General features: G+C 71.7%; 16 protein-coding genes. 7 read left to right on the top strand and 9 right to left on the bottom strand.

The window, feature by feature from the left end; translation table 11 throughout:
* Positions 1 to 7: 7 nt before the first annotated feature.
* The 5 genes from ACQPZW_RS05415 to ACQPZW_RS05435 all read right to left on the bottom strand — a co-directional run bounded on the left by ACQPZW_RS05415 (position 8) and on the right by ACQPZW_RS05435 (position 3,677).
* On the bottom strand, positions 8 to 316 hold the full coding sequence (locus tag ACQPZW_RS05415; RefSeq protein WP_433793730.1) for an antibiotic biosynthesis monooxygenase family protein: 309 nt from the start codon (positions 314 to 316) through the stop codon (positions 8 to 10).
* 89 nt (positions 317 to 405) lie between these two features.
* Entirely contained in the window at positions 406 to 2,055 is a 1,650-nt protein-coding gene (locus tag ACQPZW_RS05420) for an MDR family MFS transporter (RefSeq protein WP_433793731.1), read from the bottom strand.
* Positions 2,052 to 2,450, bottom strand: coding sequence for a MarR family winged helix-turn-helix transcriptional regulator (locus ACQPZW_RS05425; protein ID WP_433793732.1), 399 nt, complete (start codon positions 2,448 to 2,450; stop codon positions 2,052 to 2,054). The genes ACQPZW_RS05420 and ACQPZW_RS05425 overlap by 4 nt, the downstream gene beginning before the upstream one ends.
* Positions 2,451 to 2,567: 117 nt before the next feature.
* Positions 2,568 to 3,170: a class I SAM-dependent methyltransferase gene (locus ACQPZW_RS05430; RefSeq protein WP_433797433.1), complete on the bottom strand. Its 603-nt coding sequence runs from the start codon at positions 3,168 to 3,170 to the stop codon at positions 2,568 to 2,570.
* A gap of 21 nt (positions 3,171 to 3,191) precedes the next feature.
* The gene (locus tag ACQPZW_RS05435) at positions 3,192 to 3,677 is read right to left on the bottom strand and encodes a hypothetical protein (RefSeq protein ID WP_433793733.1); all 486 of its coding nucleotides are present in this window, start codon (positions 3,675 to 3,677) and stop codon (positions 3,192 to 3,194) included.
* Positions 3,678 to 3,884: 207 nt separating this feature from the next.
* Between ACQPZW_RS05435 and ACQPZW_RS05440 the strand changes: the two genes are divergently transcribed.
* Both ACQPZW_RS05440 and ACQPZW_RS05445 read left to right on the top strand, forming a co-directional pair.
* Complete coding sequence (locus tag ACQPZW_RS05440; protein WP_433793734.1) at positions 3,885 to 4,559, top strand: response regulator; 675 nt, start codon at positions 3,885 to 3,887, stop codon at positions 4,557 to 4,559.
* A 744-nt stretch (positions 4,560 to 5,303) separates the two neighbouring features.
* A complete protein-coding gene (locus tag ACQPZW_RS05445) occupies positions 5,304 to 6,335 on the top strand; it encodes a hypothetical protein (protein ID WP_433793735.1) in 1,032 nt (343 codons plus the stop codon).
* A 42-nt stretch (positions 6,336 to 6,377) separates the two neighbouring features.
* Here ACQPZW_RS05445 and serA read toward each other — a convergent pair whose 3' ends face one another.
* Together serA and ACQPZW_RS05455 are read right to left on the bottom strand one after the other, a co-directional pair.
* Positions 6,378 to 7,595 (bottom strand): phosphoglycerate dehydrogenase, encoded by a 1,218-nt coding sequence (gene serA, locus ACQPZW_RS05450; protein WP_433793736.1) that lies wholly within the window; start codon positions 7,593 to 7,595, stop codon positions 6,378 to 6,380.
* A 258-nt stretch (positions 7,596 to 7,853) separates the two neighbouring features.
* Positions 7,854 to 8,801 (bottom strand): phosphotransferase family protein, encoded by a 948-nt coding sequence (locus ACQPZW_RS05455; protein ID WP_433793737.1) that lies wholly within the window; start codon positions 8,799 to 8,801, stop codon positions 7,854 to 7,856.
* Positions 8,802 to 8,920: 119 nt separating this feature from the next.
* Between ACQPZW_RS05455 and ACQPZW_RS05460 the strand changes: the two genes are divergently transcribed.
* Together ACQPZW_RS05460 and ACQPZW_RS05465 are read left to right on the top strand one after the other, a co-directional pair.
* Positions 8,921 to 9,145, top strand: coding sequence for a hypothetical protein (locus ACQPZW_RS05460; protein WP_433793738.1), 225 nt, complete (start codon positions 8,921 to 8,923; stop codon positions 9,143 to 9,145).
* Positions 9,146 to 9,210: 65 nt separating this feature from the next.
* Positions 9,211 to 10,050: a DMT family transporter gene (locus tag ACQPZW_RS05465; protein WP_433793739.1), complete on the top strand. Its 840-nt coding sequence runs from the start codon at positions 9,211 to 9,213 to the stop codon at positions 10,048 to 10,050.
* 130 nt (positions 10,051 to 10,180) lie between these two features.
* On the opposite strand, the gene ACQPZW_RS05470 is transcribed toward ACQPZW_RS05465, so the two are convergent.
* Together ACQPZW_RS05470 and ACQPZW_RS05475 are read right to left on the bottom strand one after the other, a co-directional pair.
* A complete protein-coding gene (locus ACQPZW_RS05470; RefSeq protein ID WP_433793740.1) occupies positions 10,181 to 11,335 on the bottom strand; it encodes an ATP-binding protein in 1,155 nt (384 codons plus the stop codon).
* A complete protein-coding gene (locus ACQPZW_RS05475) occupies positions 11,332 to 11,988 on the bottom strand; it encodes a response regulator transcription factor (protein WP_433793741.1) in 657 nt (218 codons plus the stop codon). Before ACQPZW_RS05475 ends, ACQPZW_RS05470 begins: the two co-directional genes overlap by 4 nt.
* Before the next feature lie 124 nt (positions 11,989 to 12,112).
* On the opposite strand from ACQPZW_RS05475, the gene ACQPZW_RS05480 reads away from it, so the two are divergent.
* From ACQPZW_RS05480 to ACQPZW_RS05490, 3 genes are read left to right on the top strand one after another with little or no spacing between them, the layout of a single operon-like run.
* Complete coding sequence (locus ACQPZW_RS05480; RefSeq protein WP_433793742.1) at positions 12,113 to 12,676, top strand: hypothetical protein; 564 nt, start codon at positions 12,113 to 12,115, stop codon at positions 12,674 to 12,676.
* Entirely contained in the window at positions 12,677 to 13,735 is a 1,059-nt protein-coding gene (locus ACQPZW_RS05485) for an HlyD family efflux transporter periplasmic adaptor subunit (RefSeq protein ID WP_433793743.1), read from the top strand.
* Positions 13,732 to 14,391: an ABC transporter ATP-binding protein gene (locus tag ACQPZW_RS05490; RefSeq protein ID WP_433793744.1), complete on the top strand. Its 660-nt coding sequence runs from the start codon at positions 13,732 to 13,734 to the stop codon at positions 14,389 to 14,391. The genes ACQPZW_RS05485 and ACQPZW_RS05490 overlap by 4 nt, the downstream gene beginning before the upstream one ends.

The following is a 14,391-nucleotide window of genomic DNA, read 5'->3' on the forward strand; positions in this document are numbered from 1 at the left end:
CGGGACGTCAGCCCGCCTTCTGGACCGACTGGACGACCTCGAACTCCAGGAGACTGGCGCCGGAGGCCACGGGCTTGGCGCGCTCGCCGGCGTGTGCCTCCTTGGCACCGCCGTTGGCCCAACTCTGGAAGTCCTCCTCGGACTCCCAGCGGGTGTAGACGAAATAGCGGTTCTCGCCGGCGACCGGGCGCAGCAGCTCGAAGCCGAGGAAGCCGGGGGAGCTCTCCACGGCACCGTGCCGGGCCGCGAACCGCTTCTCCAGCTCGGGGCCGGCGCCTTCGGGGACCTCAATCGCGTTGATCTTCACAACAGCCATGCGGTCACGCTACTGCGCGTCGCCGGCAAGGGGACGCGACGACACCGGGGGCACGGGCACGGTGCTCCGCTCGTACCCCCGGGAAAGCTCTAGGCGGAAGCCTCGTCGCCTGCCTTGACCGCCGCCTCCTCGGCCCGGGCCTGCTGGGCCGAGCGCTGGGAGAGCGGGAGCTCCGGCAGGAAGAACACCACGATCAGCCCGATGATCATCACGAAGAACGCGATCAGGTAGACCACGTGCACGCTGTCGGCGAAGCCGACCTTGAACGGGTGCGAGATCGGATCGGCGAGCCGGCTCAGGAACGACGTGTCGCTGAGGCCGGTGCTCGTCGCCGCCTGCACGGTCTGGAGCTGGGACGGGTCGGCGGCGACCGCCTGCTGGAAGGCGGCGGTCGGCTCGGCGGCGGTGTACGCCTCCTTGATGTTGCCGGGCAGCACGTTGAACAGCACCGACAGGAAGACCGCGGTGCCCAGGGTGCCGCCCATCGAGCGGAAGAACGTGACCGCGCCGGTGGCGGTGCCGATCTCCCGGGGTGACACCGCGTTCTGCACGGCGGTGATCATCGGCTGCATGTTGCTGCCCAGGCCCAGGCCCATCAACACCATGATCAACATGGTCCGCCAGAGCGGGGTGTCCGCGCCGACCAGCGAGAACAGGAAGAGCGAGATCACCATGAAGACGCTGCCGACGATCGGGAAGATCCGGTAGCGGCCGGTCCGGGAGATCAACTGGCCGGAGATGATCGAGCCGGTCATGATGCCCACCACGAACGGGATCATCTGCAGGCCGGCCAGGGTCGCCGAGGAGCCCTTGACGATCTGCAGGTACAGCGGGACGGTCATCAGGCCGCCGAACATCGCCATGCCCAGGATGGTGCTGGCGGTGACGCCGACCGCGACGGTGCGCTTGCCGAGCAGTGCCAGCGGCAGCAGCGCCTCGTCCCGGTAGGCGCGCTCGGCCAGGACGAAGCCGATCAGGCCGAGCCCGCCGATGACGTAACAGGCGATCGAGCGGCCGGAGCCCCAGCCCCAGTCACGGCCCTGCTCGGCCACGGTCAGCAGCGGCACCAGGGTCAGGATCAGGGTGACCGCGCCGGGCCAGTCGATGCGGTGGTCGACGCGGTGGTGCGGCAGGTGCAGCACCCGGGCCACGACGGCCATCGCGGCCAGGCCGATCGGCACGTTGAGGTAGAACACCCAGCGCCAGCCGTCGATGCCGAGGATCGTGTCGGCGCCGGCGAAGAAGCCGCCCATGATCGGGCCGAGGACGCTCGCGGTGCCGAAGACGGCGAGGAAGAAGCCCTGGTACTTGGCGCGCTCGCGGGGCGGGACGATGTCGCCGATGATCGCCAGCGCGAGCGACATCAGGCCACCGGCGCCGAGACCCTGGATCGCGCGGAAGGCGGCCAGCTGCCACATGTTGTCGGAGAGGCCGCAGAGGAACGAGCCGACGATGAAGACGCCGATGGCCAGCAGGAAGAACGGGCGCCGGCCGTAGATGTCGGACAACTTGCCGTACAGCGGGGTGGAGATCGTCGACGTGATCAGGAAGGCCGTGGTGGCCCAGGCCTGCAGGTCGAAGCCCTGCAGGTCGTCAGCGATGGTCCGGGTCGCGGTGGCCATGATCGTCTGGTCCAGCGCGGCGAGGAACATGCCCATCATCAGGCCGCCGAGGATCGTCAGGATCTGGCGGTGGGTGAATTCCACCGGCGCGGTCGCCGGTGGGGCTGGGTGGCTCACGCAGTCTCCCGTTGGGGTGATGCCGGGTCGGAGCGCAGGTGCGCCTCGACCGCGTTGTTGAACTCTCCGAAAAGATCCGTGAAGGCGGCGACGCGGTCGGCGGGCCAATCCGCCAGGACCTGGGTGAGCATGGCCACCCGGGCCTCCCGGATCCGCTCGCACGCGGCCACCCCGGCGTCGGTGACGGCCAGGCGCGAGGCACGACCGTCGGACGGATCCGCCTCGCGGCGGGCCAGGCCCGCCTTCACCAGCTGGGCGGCCTGACGGCTGACCGTCGACGGATCGGCCCCCTTGACCTCGGCGAGGTCGGTGACCCGCATGGGGCCCATCGCGCGCAACGGTGGCAGCAGCATCAGCGCGGAGAACTCGGCGCCGAGATCTCCGGTCTTGAGCATGCCCCGGAATCGTGCGCCCATCCGGACCAACCGCGTGATCTCATCGGCCAGCCGGGTGGATTGCCGTTCGTGCACGGGCGTCGTTCCTCCGGATCGAGATATGCGTGTAGCCTACAACTACTTGCGTGATGAACGCATCCGCCATATGCCTGTGGTGAGCGTCTCGGTGTCCTCGAGCGCGGCCGGCACCGGTACGACGTACTGCGTCACCAGATCGAAGAGCCGCTCCGGAAAGAAACCACGGCCCGGATCGCCGACCAGCACCTCGGCGCCCCCGTTCCGGGCCGCACGCAACTGGGCGACCATCTTCGGAGCGACGATGGGGCTGTAGAAGACATCCCCGGCCAGCAGCACCTCGGGATCGTCCAGCCGGCCCACTAGGGAGAGGCCGTTCGCGGACGCGTTACGGTGCGCCGCCTCCACCGCGGCCGGATCGACGTCGGAACACGCCACAGCGGCCGCGCCGGCATAGGCGGCGGCGATCGCGGCCACCCCCGAGCCCGTCGCCACGTCCAGCACACGGCGACCGGACACCTCCGACGGGTGATCCAGCAGAAAACGCGCCAGCGCCTGACCGCCCGCCCAGGCGAACGCCCAGAACGGCGGCGGCCGGTCGCTGTGGAACTCACCGCCGGTCAGGTCGAAGAGACCGACCGGCTCGGTGACGAGATAGAGCGAGAGCTCCGGAGCCAGCGGCACCGGCGACAGGATGGTGGGCAGCACCCCCTGATTGTCCCGAAGTCAGCCGATCGGCTGCGGGTCGCTCGCCATGATCAGTTTCGTGCGGTACTCGGCACGCGCCTCGGCGGCCCACGCCACGTCCTCGCCCTCCAACAGCGGACGCGACGCCAGGAAGGCGGCCGCCGCCAACGGCCGGGCGGCACGCGCCGGCGGACGCTCGGCGGCCACCGCGACCAGCCGGTCGAACGTGGCGGTGTCGACGTGCACCCGCTCCCGGGACAGGGCGACACGACCCTGACGCGAGGTGATCACCGAATCACCGTGACGCACACCCGGCTCCAGACGGTCCCGCAGGATCCCCAGGTCGTCCTCGAGCGTGGTGGCAGAGACACCCAGCGTGTCGGCCAGCTCCACAAACGACCACTCACCCCGCAACGCCAGCAGGGCGAGGAGATGACGCGGCCGGGCGCCGCCGAAGTCTTCCCCGGAAAGGCGGATGCCGCGGGTACGGACCTCGAGAACACCGAAGAGCTGGATGTCGTGCATGATCCAGAACTCTGCTGTTCCCGCCATACCAGCGGCAAGCCCCAAAGCGAGGGGGTCGGGTTGACCGAAAGACTCATCATCGGATCCGCTCGGAGGCATCCGGGCGTCGGGCGTACGGGTGGGCAGCCTGTTGGTAGGGAAGGCAGTCCGTCGGGTAATCCTTAGACTGCGCGGAGCCCGTCGGGGGCACATCGAGGAAGGTGACGTATGGACAGCGGCGACACGATCACTGTGCTCGTCGTCGACGGTCACCAGACCTTCGCCGAGCTTCTGGGGCACGCTCTTGCAGGTCAAGCCGACCTTCAGTGGGTCGGCCACGCGCGCACCGGCGCGGAGGCGCTACGCCTCGCAGCCGAGTTGCAGCCCGACGTGATCGTGATGGACCCGGAACTGTCCGATGCCGACGGCATCGCCATCGCCGAACTCATTCGGGTACGACAACCCGCCTCACGTGTGGTGATCCTCACTGCCAGCGAGGACCAGACGCTCGTACGCCGCGCCACCACCGCGGGCGCAGCCGGATTCCTCTCCAAGAACGGCGCGCTCGGTGACGTGCTGAACGCGCTGCGCACCGCCCACCGCGGCAGCATGACCGTCTCCACCGACATCCTCGCCCGCCTGCTGCGCAGCACCACCCCGGCCGTCGCCGGACAACGCGGCAACGGGCTCACCGCGGGCGGCCTCACCCAGCGCGAGGACGAGGTGCTGCAACTGATGGCAGCCGGCCTCGACGCCCGCGCGGTGGCCCGCCGGCTCGGCATCAGCGTGCACACGTGCCGCGGCTACCAGAAGGCGGTGCTCGCCAAACTGGGCGCGCACAGCCAACTCGAGGCGGTCGCCATCGCCACCCGGCGGGGACTCGTTCGACCTGACCCGCGGTAAACATTCCCGTCACTCATCCGGAAGAGCGGTTCCTTACGTACTCCTACGGGGGACACACCGTGGTGCGCTGTGCAGGGAGGAATCGTGGACCGTACCGCTCCGGCCGGAGCGCAGGGGGAGGAGAGCTCCGCCTTGCCACTTCGGCGGCGGCAGCCGGCTCGGGAGCCGGAGGCCGAAGGGAACGACAAACCGCTCGGATGGTTCGGGGGCCCGAAGCCGTCCGAGTCGGGGTCGATCCCGTCGCCGATGGCCTCTCCGGGGTCACCGGCCGTCCCGTCGCCCGGAGACACCGGGGACGACACGCCGGCACCCGAGTTCGGGCCGGCATCGCCGTCGGGGCCCGGACGGGTCTCGTTCGGATTCAGTGACGGGCCGATCGGCGGGGCGCGGACCGGGCGGGGGCGCGCCTCCGATGACACCGGCAGTATGCGGCGGGTCTCTGATGACACCGGCGGTATGCGGCGCGTTTCTGATGACACCGGCGGTATGCGGCGGGTCTCTGACGACACCGGGGGCCTGCGGCGGGTGTCTGACGACACCGGGGGGCTTCGTAAGGTCTCGGATGACACCGGGGGGCTTCGCAGGGTCTCCGATGAGGCGTCCGCGGCGGAATCCGGTGATCTGCCTCGGCGGGCTCGTTCCGGGCGGGACTCCGCTGCCCCCGACGACCTGCCCATCGTCCGGAAGTCAGGAAACGGCACCGACGGGCCGTCGTGGGGCGATCCGGACCCGTTCAGCGTCGGGATGGGGTCACTGCCCGCCGATGCCGGCGGGACCGCGCCGTGGCCGGAGTCGTTCGATGCCGGGCCGTCCTCTTTCGCCTCACCCACCTCCTCCACGGCCGGCAGCGGGTTGCCGGCCAGCCCCGCCGCGCCGTCGTGGGCCGACGGCACGGCCCCCGGCAGCGGCACCTGGGACCGCCGAGACGAACCGGTCGGCTGGACCGGCACCCTGCCGCCGCCGTCCGTGCCGTCCACGTCGTCGACGCTGTCCAACGGGCCGGTGTCCGCCCCACCCGGGTCACGGCCGCCGCGCCGGCAGTCCCGGCTCGTCACCGCCGGCATGGCGGTGCTCGGCGTCGTCGCGCTCGCCGTGGTCGTGCTCACCGGGGTCGTCTACTACTCCGGCGAGAACAACCAGATCACCGACGTGCTCGGCGGCGGCAAGGACCAGCGGATCGCCAGCGGGCCGCTCGAGGACCGGACCATCGCCACGTTCGAGCTGCTCGCCGCCACCGACCGGGTGCAGCTGCGGATCGCCGACCTCGGTGACGACCTCTACCGGATCAGCTCACCCGAGGGCGCCGGCATCCGGCCCAGCGCGGAGATGCGCGACGACCGGCTGCGGGTGGACGTGACCCGCGACGACGCCGGAACCGGCGGCGAAGTGGAGGTGCTGCTGGCCGCCAAGGTGCGGTGGACCATCCGCTTCTCCGGCTACTCGGCCGAGCGGATCGTCGACCTGAGCGCGGGACGCGTGCGCGGGATCGAGATCGTCGGCGGAACCCGGCGGGCCGAGATCACCCTGGCCCAAGCGGCCGGCACGGTCCCCATGAAGATCACCGGCGGCATGGAGGAGCTGGTCCTGCGGGCGCCCACCGGCAGCCCCGTACGGATCAAGGTCGGCGGTGGCGCCGGAACGGTGACCGCCGGATCACGCACCCTGCGTGACGTGGCGCCCGGCTCGACGCTCACCCCGAAGGACTGGACCACCGGCAACCGCTACGACGTCGACGCGCTCGCGCCGGTGACCCTCATGACGGTCGAGACCACCTGACCTGCCCGGTCAGGTGGCCTCGGCCGCTGTCGGTCCGTCTCGTCAGTTCAGCACACGCAGCCGGACCGTCTGCTCCATCTCACGCAGCTGGTCCAGCACCTCGTCGGGGTAGCCGCGGGCGATGTCGGTGATCAAGTAGCCGTACTCCCCGCGGGTGGAGAGCATCTGACCCTCGACGTTGACGTTGTGCTCGGCGAGGATCCGGTTGACCTGCGCCAGCACACCCGGCGTGTTCTTGTGCATGTGCACGATGCGGTGCATGCCGGGCAGCTCCGGCAGGGTGACGCCCGGCAGGTTCACACTCAGCGACGTGTTGCCCTCGGTCACGAACTTGGCCAGCTTGTTCGCCACGAAGCCGCCGATGTCGGACTGGGCCTCCTCGGTCGAACCGCCGATGTGCGGGGTGAGGATCACATTCGGCAGGCCGCGCAGCTCGGACAGGAACTCGTCGCCGCGGCCCTTCGGCTCGGCCGGGAACACGTCGACCGCGGCACCGGCCAGGTGGCCGCCCTTGAGCGCATCACGCAGCGCCAGATGGTCGACGACGATGCCCCGCGACAGGTTGAGGAACAGGCTGCCCGGCCGCATCTTGGCGAACTGCTCGGCGCCGAAGAAACCGGCGTTGCCCGGCCGGCCGTCGACGTGCAGGGTGACGATGTCGCTGGACTCCAGCAGCTCGTCCAGGCTTGCGCAGCGGTGCGCGTTGCTCAGCGCCAGCTTGTCGGCCGTGTCGTAGAACGACACCGACATGCCGAGGTTCTCGGCGAGGACCGACAACTGGGTGCCGATGTTGCCGTAGCCCACGATGCCGAGACGGCGGCCGCGGATCTCGTGCGCGCCGTCGGCCGACTTGTCCCACACGCCGGCGTGCATCAACGTGTTCTTCTCGGTGAGGCGGCGGGTCAGCGCGATGATCTCGGCGATCGCCAGCTCCACCACCGAGCGGGTGTTGGAGAACGGGGCGTTGAACACCGCGACGCCACCGGCCGACGCCGCGGCCAGGTCGATCTGATCGGTGCCGATGCAGAACGCGCCGATGGCGACCAGCTTGTCGGCGGCCTCCAGCACCTTCGCCGTCACCTGCGACTTGGACCGGATGCCGAGAAGGTTGACTCCGGAGATGCGGTCGATCAGCTCGACCTCGTCGAGAGCGTTGCGGAGGGACTCGACCTGGAAGCCGTCCTCCTCGAGGCGGGAAACCGCGTCGGGGTGAATGCTCTCCAGAAGCAGGACTCGCACCTTGGGCTGGTCGCTCATCATCTTCCGTTCCATGATTCGGTTGGGCGCCCGGGCCGCCACGCCGAAGCCCAGTTCACGGGCGTCAAGCCTAGTCTCCCCGCGTGCGGGGCCCGGTGCGGTGTGCTGGAGGTCCCATCTACCGGTCGACCCCGTAACTGTTACGGGACGGCGGCGGGTGTGGTTCAGCCCCGTTTCGGTGATGACGGCCGGATCTGCCGCATCACCGGTCGAGGGCGGATCGGAGCGGGCCGCCCGCTCCGCAGGGCCGGCGGCGCATGGTCAGTCGCCGCCGGTCGCACCGTGGCCGTCGCCCAGCGCCTCCCGCAGCCACGGCAGCAGGGCGACGCCCTGGAAACGCTGGAACTCCCGGACCGTCGGCAGACCCGGTGGAGCCGGCCGCCGGGCCTGATGCAGGAAGTAGCCGGCGGCACCGGCGAACACACCCACGACGGTCTCCCGATCGACGCCGGTCAGCAACGGCCCCGGATCACCACCGTGCACCACCACGTTGATCGCCAGCAGCGCCGCGTCGAGCCACACCGGACCGGTGCAACCCCACGGCCAGTCGATGAAGACGAAACGCCCGTCCGGCCGGATCAGGATGTTGTCGGCCCGCAGATCGGTGTGCGTCACCGTGTCACCCTCGGCCAGCGCGGCGACACCCCGGTCGGCGACCGCGCACAGATCGTCGAGCCGCCGCGCCGCCCACGGGTCCAGGTCGGCCGGCGGGTCGGCGGCCACCTCGCGCCACCCGGCGAACGCGGGCCCCAGCCGGTCGGCCGCCGTGGGCAGGCCGGAGATCGGCGCCGGCGTCAGCGCGGCGGCCAGGTCACGCAACGCGGCGGCAGCGCCGCGGATCTCCTCCTCGACCCAGGGTGTACGCGGATGCGCGCCGGCCACGTCCTCCAGGACCAGCACCACCCACTCGCCGTCGTCGAAGCCGCCGAGGACCCGGGGCACCGGCGCGCCCTCCGGCATCGCCGCGCTGATCCGCAGCTCGGCCCGGGCCATCGCGGCCGAGTCGGCGTTGAGAGCCGGCGTGACCGCCTTCACGAACGCCCGGCCGCCCGCGGCGGTGCGGACCCGGTCGGCGGTGCCCGGGGAGAAACCCCCGGCCTGGGACTGCGCATCCACCACCGGCCCGCCGCCGATGATCTGCTCGATCTCGTGCCGGACCCGGCCGGGCAGGTCGTCCCAGCCGATCCGTACGCCGCTCGCCACCACCATGCCGGCGATCGTGGCAGGAACCCGCCGCGGCGCCCAACCGGATTTCCCGCGGCCTGTGGACAACTCGCCGCTGTGGACGACGGGCCGGGACGTCACCGCCCGGAGGCAGGATGTGAGGCATGACGGAGACGTTCCCCGGCGATGCCGGACACGACTGGCAGAGCACCCTCACCGAGCGGGTGCGGCGGGCGGCACGCCGTCGCGAGCAGCGGGCCGGTGAGCGGCGTGTGATCGCCCGCCGCCGCTCCCACGGCCTGATCGACCGGCAGACGGCCCGGCTCGCCCGGGCACGCGCCAGGCCGGCGCCGCCCGCCCCGGCGATTGACCGCGCCCATCCGGGGTAGGGGACGGCCGGTCGACGGCTTCCCCACTCGGTATCGTCGACGGAGGACCTTCTCGAGGTGGCGCGATGGGATCGCTGGGCTGGGCCGTCGTGCTCTCCCTGCTGTCGGTCGCCGCCTACGCGGGCGCCGCGGTGGCGCAGGAGCGGCTCGCCGGGCGCGGCCATCGCGGCCGGTCACGCTGGGCGGCCGCGCTGCTGCTCACCGGCGCGGGCGCGGGCCTGCACGTGGTGGCGCTCAACTTCGGCACCGTCGCCGTGGTGCAGGCGCTCGGCACGCTCACCCTGCTGTTCGCGCTGCCCATCGAGGTGGTCCGCTACCGGACCAGGATCAGCGCGGCGTCCTGGCGTGACGCCGCGGCGACCGTGGCCGGGCTGGCGCTGATCCTGTCACTGTCGGTGGAGCCGGACACGCCGGCGCTGCTGGCCGAGCCGGTCATCCACCGGCTCGGGCTGATCACCGCCGGGATGGTGTTCGCGTGCTCGCTGTGCGCCTGGCGGTCCGGGCCACGGAGCCGGGCGGTGCTGCTGGCCGCCGGCGCCGGGACCGCGTTCGGGATCGCATCGGTGCTGTCCAAAGCGGTGCTGACCTCGTTCACCACCGGCGGGCTGGGCGCCGTGCCGGTGTCGGCCGCGACGCTGGTGGCGGCGTTCGCGGTGTGCGGCTACCTGCTCGGGCAACTGTCCTACCGGGGTGCCGGGCTGGCCGCGCCGCTGGCCACGGTCAGTGTCACGAACCCGCTGGTCGCGGCAGTGGCGGGAGTGGTGCTGTTCGGTGAGGGCGTCCGTTTCGGGACGGCCGGTCTCATGACGGTGGTGGTCGCGGCGCTGATCATGGCGTGGGGCGTGGTGGGGCTGGCACGGCGCAGCGCGGCCTCGTCAACGGCGGGCGTGCCGTCGCCGACATGACCGGGTGGCGGGGTGGGGGTGGGCGGGACCGGCGGATTCCGCCCGTGAGGCGCCCTGGTGGGCGGGAGTGCCGCCCGCGTCGCGGTGTAGCCACGGTGGTGTTGCGTGGCCGTACCGGATGAAGGGCTTCCTAAGGCGCCCGGGGGAGGAGGACGGTGACCGTGAGGCCTCCCTCGTCGCGGGCGTCGGCGCGCAGCCGGCCGTGGTGGGCGCCGACGACGGCCTGGACGATGGAGAGGCCGAGGCCCGCGCCGGGGGCGGCGAGGCGGTCGCGGTGGTAGCGGCGGAACGGCTCGAACAGGCCGGCGACCTCGTAGCGGGGCACGATCGGGCCGGAGTTGCCGACCTGCAGTTCCACCCACCCGTCGGGGCGGGTGCGGGTGGTCACCCGGACCCATCCGCCGTCGGGGACGTTGTGGCGCAGGCCGTTCTCCAGCAGGTTCTGCACGAGGCGTTCGAGCAGGACCGGGTCGCCGAGGACGGCGGCCTCCTCCGGCTCGGCGACGACTTCGACGGTGCCGGAGACGGCGACGCGGTCGACGATGTCCGAGACGGCGACGTGGTCGACGATGTCGGCCAGGTCGACATAGGAGCGTTCGGTTACCTCGCGTTCCGAGCGGGCCAGCAGGAGCAGGCCGTCGATGAGCCGGCCGTGCCGGTCGTTGATGGCGAGCAGGGTGGTGCCGAGTTGGTGCATCGCGGGCGAGGTGGTGTCCGGTTCGAGCGCCACCTCCAGCAGGGTCCGGTTGAGGGTCAGCGGCGTCCGCAGCTCGTGTGACGCGTTGGCGATGAACCGGCGCTGGGCGTCGAGTGACTGGTCGAGCCGCGACAGCATCACGTCGAACGTGTCGGCGAGTTGTTTGAGCTCGTCGTCGGGGCCGTCGAGGGCGATCCGCTCGGACAGCCCACGATCGGCGAGCGGTGACTCGGCGATGCGCCGGGCGGTGGCGGTGATCTGGTGCACGGGCTGGAGCATGCGCCCGGCGATCAGCCAGCCCAGCGCGATCGCCGCCGCGCTCACCACGAGCAGCGCGATCACGCCCTGGGTGAGCAGCGTGTGCAGGGTGCCGGCGCGGGTGCCTTCGATCACCTGCTCGTAGTGGGCCGGCCCGGCGCCGGTGTCGGGCACCCCGGCCGTCGCCGGCGGCATGACCGAGGTGCCCACCTTGCCGGCGGGTGTGTCGCGTTCGACGAGGACGTAGATGGCGCCGAGGAGCACCAGCCCGGCGGAGACGAACAGGCCGCCGTAGACGGCGGTGAGCCGGGCGCGCACGGTCAGTCTCATCGGATCCGGTACCCCACTCCCGGTTCGGTCAGCACCACCGGCGGGTCGCCGAGCTTGCGCCGCAGTTTCAGGATCGTCATCCGGACGGTGTGGGTGAACGGGTCGGCGTTCTCGTCCCACGCCTTCTCCAGCAGCGTCTCGGCGGACACCGCGGTGCCGTCGGCGCGCAGCAGCTCCGCCAGGACGGCGAACTCCTTGCGCGACAGCGGCACGTACCGGCCGTCGCGGTGCACCTCGCGCCGGTACGGGTCGAGGCTGATCCCGGCCCGCCGCAGGATCGGCGGGGCAGCCGGCCGGGCCCGGCGGCCGAGCGCGGCGACGCGGGCCGACAGCTCCCGGAACGCGAACGGTTTGGGCAGGTAGTCGTCGGCGCCGAGGGCCAGCCCGGTGACCCGGTCGTCGATCCCGGCGGCCGCGGTCAGCATCAGCACCCGGATGCCCGCCCTACGGTCGGCCAGCACCTGACACACCTTGTCGCCGTGCACCACCGGCACGTCCCGGTCCAGCACCACCACGTCGTAGTCGTTGACGTCGACGCGTTCGAGCGCTGATCCGCCGTCGTGGACGACGTCGACGGCGTGCGCCTCGCGCCGCAACCCCTGCGCCACCGCGTCGGCGAGCAGCGGTTCGTCCTCCACCACCAGGATCCGCATGTCTCCATCTTGAACCCGGCCGCCGTCACCGCTGCGTCACGTTTTCCCCTGACGCCGCGGATACACCGCGGGCGCTCTACTTCGGTGCGTGGCGGCCGTCCGGTCGCCGGTAGAGGAGACCGGGATGAGGATCAGGACGATCGTGGTGATGGGCGTCCTGTTCGCGGCGACCGCGGGTTGCTCACGGGCCGCGGACGACGGCGGGGGCGTGGCCACCGCCGGGAACGCGACAGCGACACCGTCGAACAGCGCCGCCGACAGCGTGGCGGACCGGGACATGTCGCTCAAGTTCTCGCAATGCATGCGCGAGCAGGGCCTCGACTGGTTTCCGGACCCGCAGGCCGACGGGCGGATGGAGCTGGCCCTCCCGCAGGGTGTGGACCCGGCGACGGTCGACGAGGCCCAGCAGGCGTGCAAGCGGTTCCTGCCCAACGGTGGGGAGCCGCCGAAACTGTCGGCCGAGGAGATCGAGAACAACCGGCAGCTGGCCAAGTGCATGCGCGCGAACGGGGTGCCGAACTTCCCGGACCCGGACGCCGACGGGCAGCTCGGCATCGACGGCGACAAGCTCGGCACCGGTCCCGGCGACCCGGCCTTCGACGCCGCGGACAAAGCGTGCGTCCGGTACCGACCGAACGGCGGCGGAGAACGCAGCGAGCGCGGGCCGCACCAGGTGGGAGGTAAGTAGATGAGACGCCGATGGACGACCGCCGCGGTCGCGGGGGCAGTGACGGCCGGCGGGGTGGCCGCGTTCCTGCTCACCGGCGGCCTACCGGAAACGGAGAGCACCAGCGCCCAGGCCGCCGGGACCCGGCCGGCGGCGACCGCCGACATCACCCGGCAGACCCTCGTCGACAAGGAGAGCCACCGCGGCTCCCTCGGGTTCGGCGACACCACGGGGCTGACCACCCGGCTGTCGGGGACGGTCACCGCGCTGCCGGCCGTCGACACGACGATCAAACGGGGCGGCGCCCTCTACAAGGTCGACAACGATCCGGTGGTGCTGCTGTACGGCACACTGCCCGCCTACCGGAAACTGTCGCCCGGTGACGAGGGCGCCGACGTCATCCAGTGGGAGAAGAACCTGTGGGCGCTGGGATATCGCGGGTTCACCGTGGACGACGAGTACACCTCGGCGACCGCCGGCGCCGTCGAGGACTGGCAGGACGACCTGGGCCTCCCCGAGACCGGCACCGTCGAACCGGGCCGGATCGTCTACGCCGCCGGCCCGGTCCGGGTCGCGTCCCGCAGCGCCGACCTCGGGGCGTCCGTGCAGCCCGGGGCGGAGCTGCTGACCACCACCGCCACCGGCCGGGTGGCGACCGTCGAGCTCGACATCGACTACCAGCGGCTCGCCAGGAAGGGCGCGAAGGTCGACGTGACCCTGCCGGACGGCACGACCGCCCGGGGCCGGATCACCGCGGTCACGACCACTGTGGAGGAAGCCGAGAATCCGGGCGGCCAGGACACCACCGAGATCGTGGTGACGGTCGGGTTCGACAAGGCGCCACAGGGGCTCGACGACGCGTCGGTGGCGGTCCTGTTCGTCTCCTCCCAGCGGGAGAACGTGCTGACCGTACCGGTGAACGCCCTTCTCGCCCTCGCCGAAGGCGGATACGGGCTGCAGATCGTCGACGGCACGGCCACCCGCATCGTGGCGGTCGAGACGGGACTGTTCGCGTCGGGGCGGGTCGAGGTCACCGGCGACGGGATCGCCGAGGGGCAGAAAGTGGGGATCCCGACGTGACGGCCGTCATCGAGCTGCACCGGGTCACCAAGAGCTACCCCGGTGGCGTCACCGCGCTGCACGACGTCGACCTCGTCGTCGAACCCGGCGAGCTGATCGCGATCGTCGGCCCGTCCGGCTCCGGCAAGTCGACCATGCTCAACCTGATCGGCACCCTCGACCGGCCCACCTCCGGCCGGGTCCGGATCGACGGCCACGACATCGCCGCCCTCTCCGACCGGCAACTGTCCGCGTTACGGGCCCGGCGGATCGGGTTCGTGTTCCAGTCGTTCCACCTCGCTCCCGGCCGCGATGCCCTCGCCAACGTCGCCGACGGGCTGCTCTACACCGGCCTGCCGAAACGGGAGCGGCGACACCGGGCCGAACAGGCGCTCACCCGCGTCGGTCTCGGCGACCGGCTCGGGCATCGCCCCCACCAGCTGTCCGGCGGCGAGCGCCAGCGGGTCGCCGTGGCCCGCGCCGTCGCCGGCGACCCGGCGGTGCTCCTCGCCGACGAGCCCACCGGCAACCTCGACTCGGTCTCCGGCACCGGCGTCATGGACCTGCTGCGCGAGCTCAACACCGGCGGCACCACGGTCCTGGTGATCACCCACGACCACGAGATCGCCGGCTCCCTGCCCCGCCAGGTGCCGATGCTCGACGGACAGGTGATCTGA

It is taken from the genome of Actinoplanes sp. CA-252034, assembly GCF_050956125.1.
In the GTDB taxonomy this organism is placed as follows: domain Bacteria; phylum Actinomycetota; class Actinomycetes; order Mycobacteriales; family Micromonosporaceae; genus Actinoplanes.

What these genes read in the sequence shown, in the direction of transcription:
- serA (WP_433793736.1), bottom strand. Translation starts at nt 7,595, where the DNA reads ATGATGAGCGACCAGCCCAAGGTGCGAGTCCTGCTTCTGGAGAGCATT.
- ACQPZW_RS05435 (WP_433793733.1), bottom strand. Translation starts at nt 3,677, where the DNA reads ATGCACGACATCCAGCTCTTCGGTGTTCTCGAGGTCCGTACCCGCGGC.
- ACQPZW_RS05470 (WP_433793740.1), bottom strand. Translation starts at nt 11,335, where the DNA reads ATGAGACTGACCGTGCGCGCCCGGCTCACCGCCGTCTACGGCGGCCTG.
- ACQPZW_RS05460 (WP_433793738.1), top strand. Translation starts at nt 8,921, where the DNA reads ATGACGGAGACGTTCCCCGGCGATGCCGGACACGACTGGCAGAGCACC.
- ACQPZW_RS05455 (WP_433793737.1), bottom strand. Translation starts at nt 8,801, where the DNA reads ATGGTGGTGGCGAGCGGCGTACGGATCGGCTGGGACGACCTGCCCGGC.
- ACQPZW_RS05415 (WP_433793730.1), bottom strand. Translation starts at nt 316, where the DNA reads ATGGCTGTTGTGAAGATCAACGCGATTGAGGTCCCCGAAGGCGCCGGC.
- ACQPZW_RS05440 (WP_433793734.1), top strand. Translation starts at nt 3,885, where the DNA reads ATGGACAGCGGCGACACGATCACTGTGCTCGTCGTCGACGGTCACCAG.
- ACQPZW_RS05475 (WP_433793741.1), bottom strand. Translation starts at nt 11,988, where the DNA reads ATGCGGATCCTGGTGGTGGAGGACGAACCGCTGCTCGCCGACGCGGTG.
- ACQPZW_RS05465 (WP_433793739.1), top strand. Translation starts at nt 9,211, where the DNA reads ATGGGATCGCTGGGCTGGGCCGTCGTGCTCTCCCTGCTGTCGGTCGCC.
- ACQPZW_RS05445 (WP_433793735.1), top strand. Translation starts at nt 5,304, where the DNA reads ATGGGGTCACTGCCCGCCGATGCCGGCGGGACCGCGCCGTGGCCGGAG.
- ACQPZW_RS05425 (WP_433793732.1), bottom strand. Translation starts at nt 2,450, where the DNA reads ATGCTCAAGACCGGAGATCTCGGCGCCGAGTTCTCCGCGCTGATGCTG.
- ACQPZW_RS05480 (WP_433793742.1), top strand. Translation starts at nt 12,113, where the DNA reads ATGAGGATCAGGACGATCGTGGTGATGGGCGTCCTGTTCGCGGCGACC.
- ACQPZW_RS05485 (WP_433793743.1), top strand. Translation starts at nt 12,677, where the DNA reads ATGAGACGCCGATGGACGACCGCCGCGGTCGCGGGGGCAGTGACGGCC.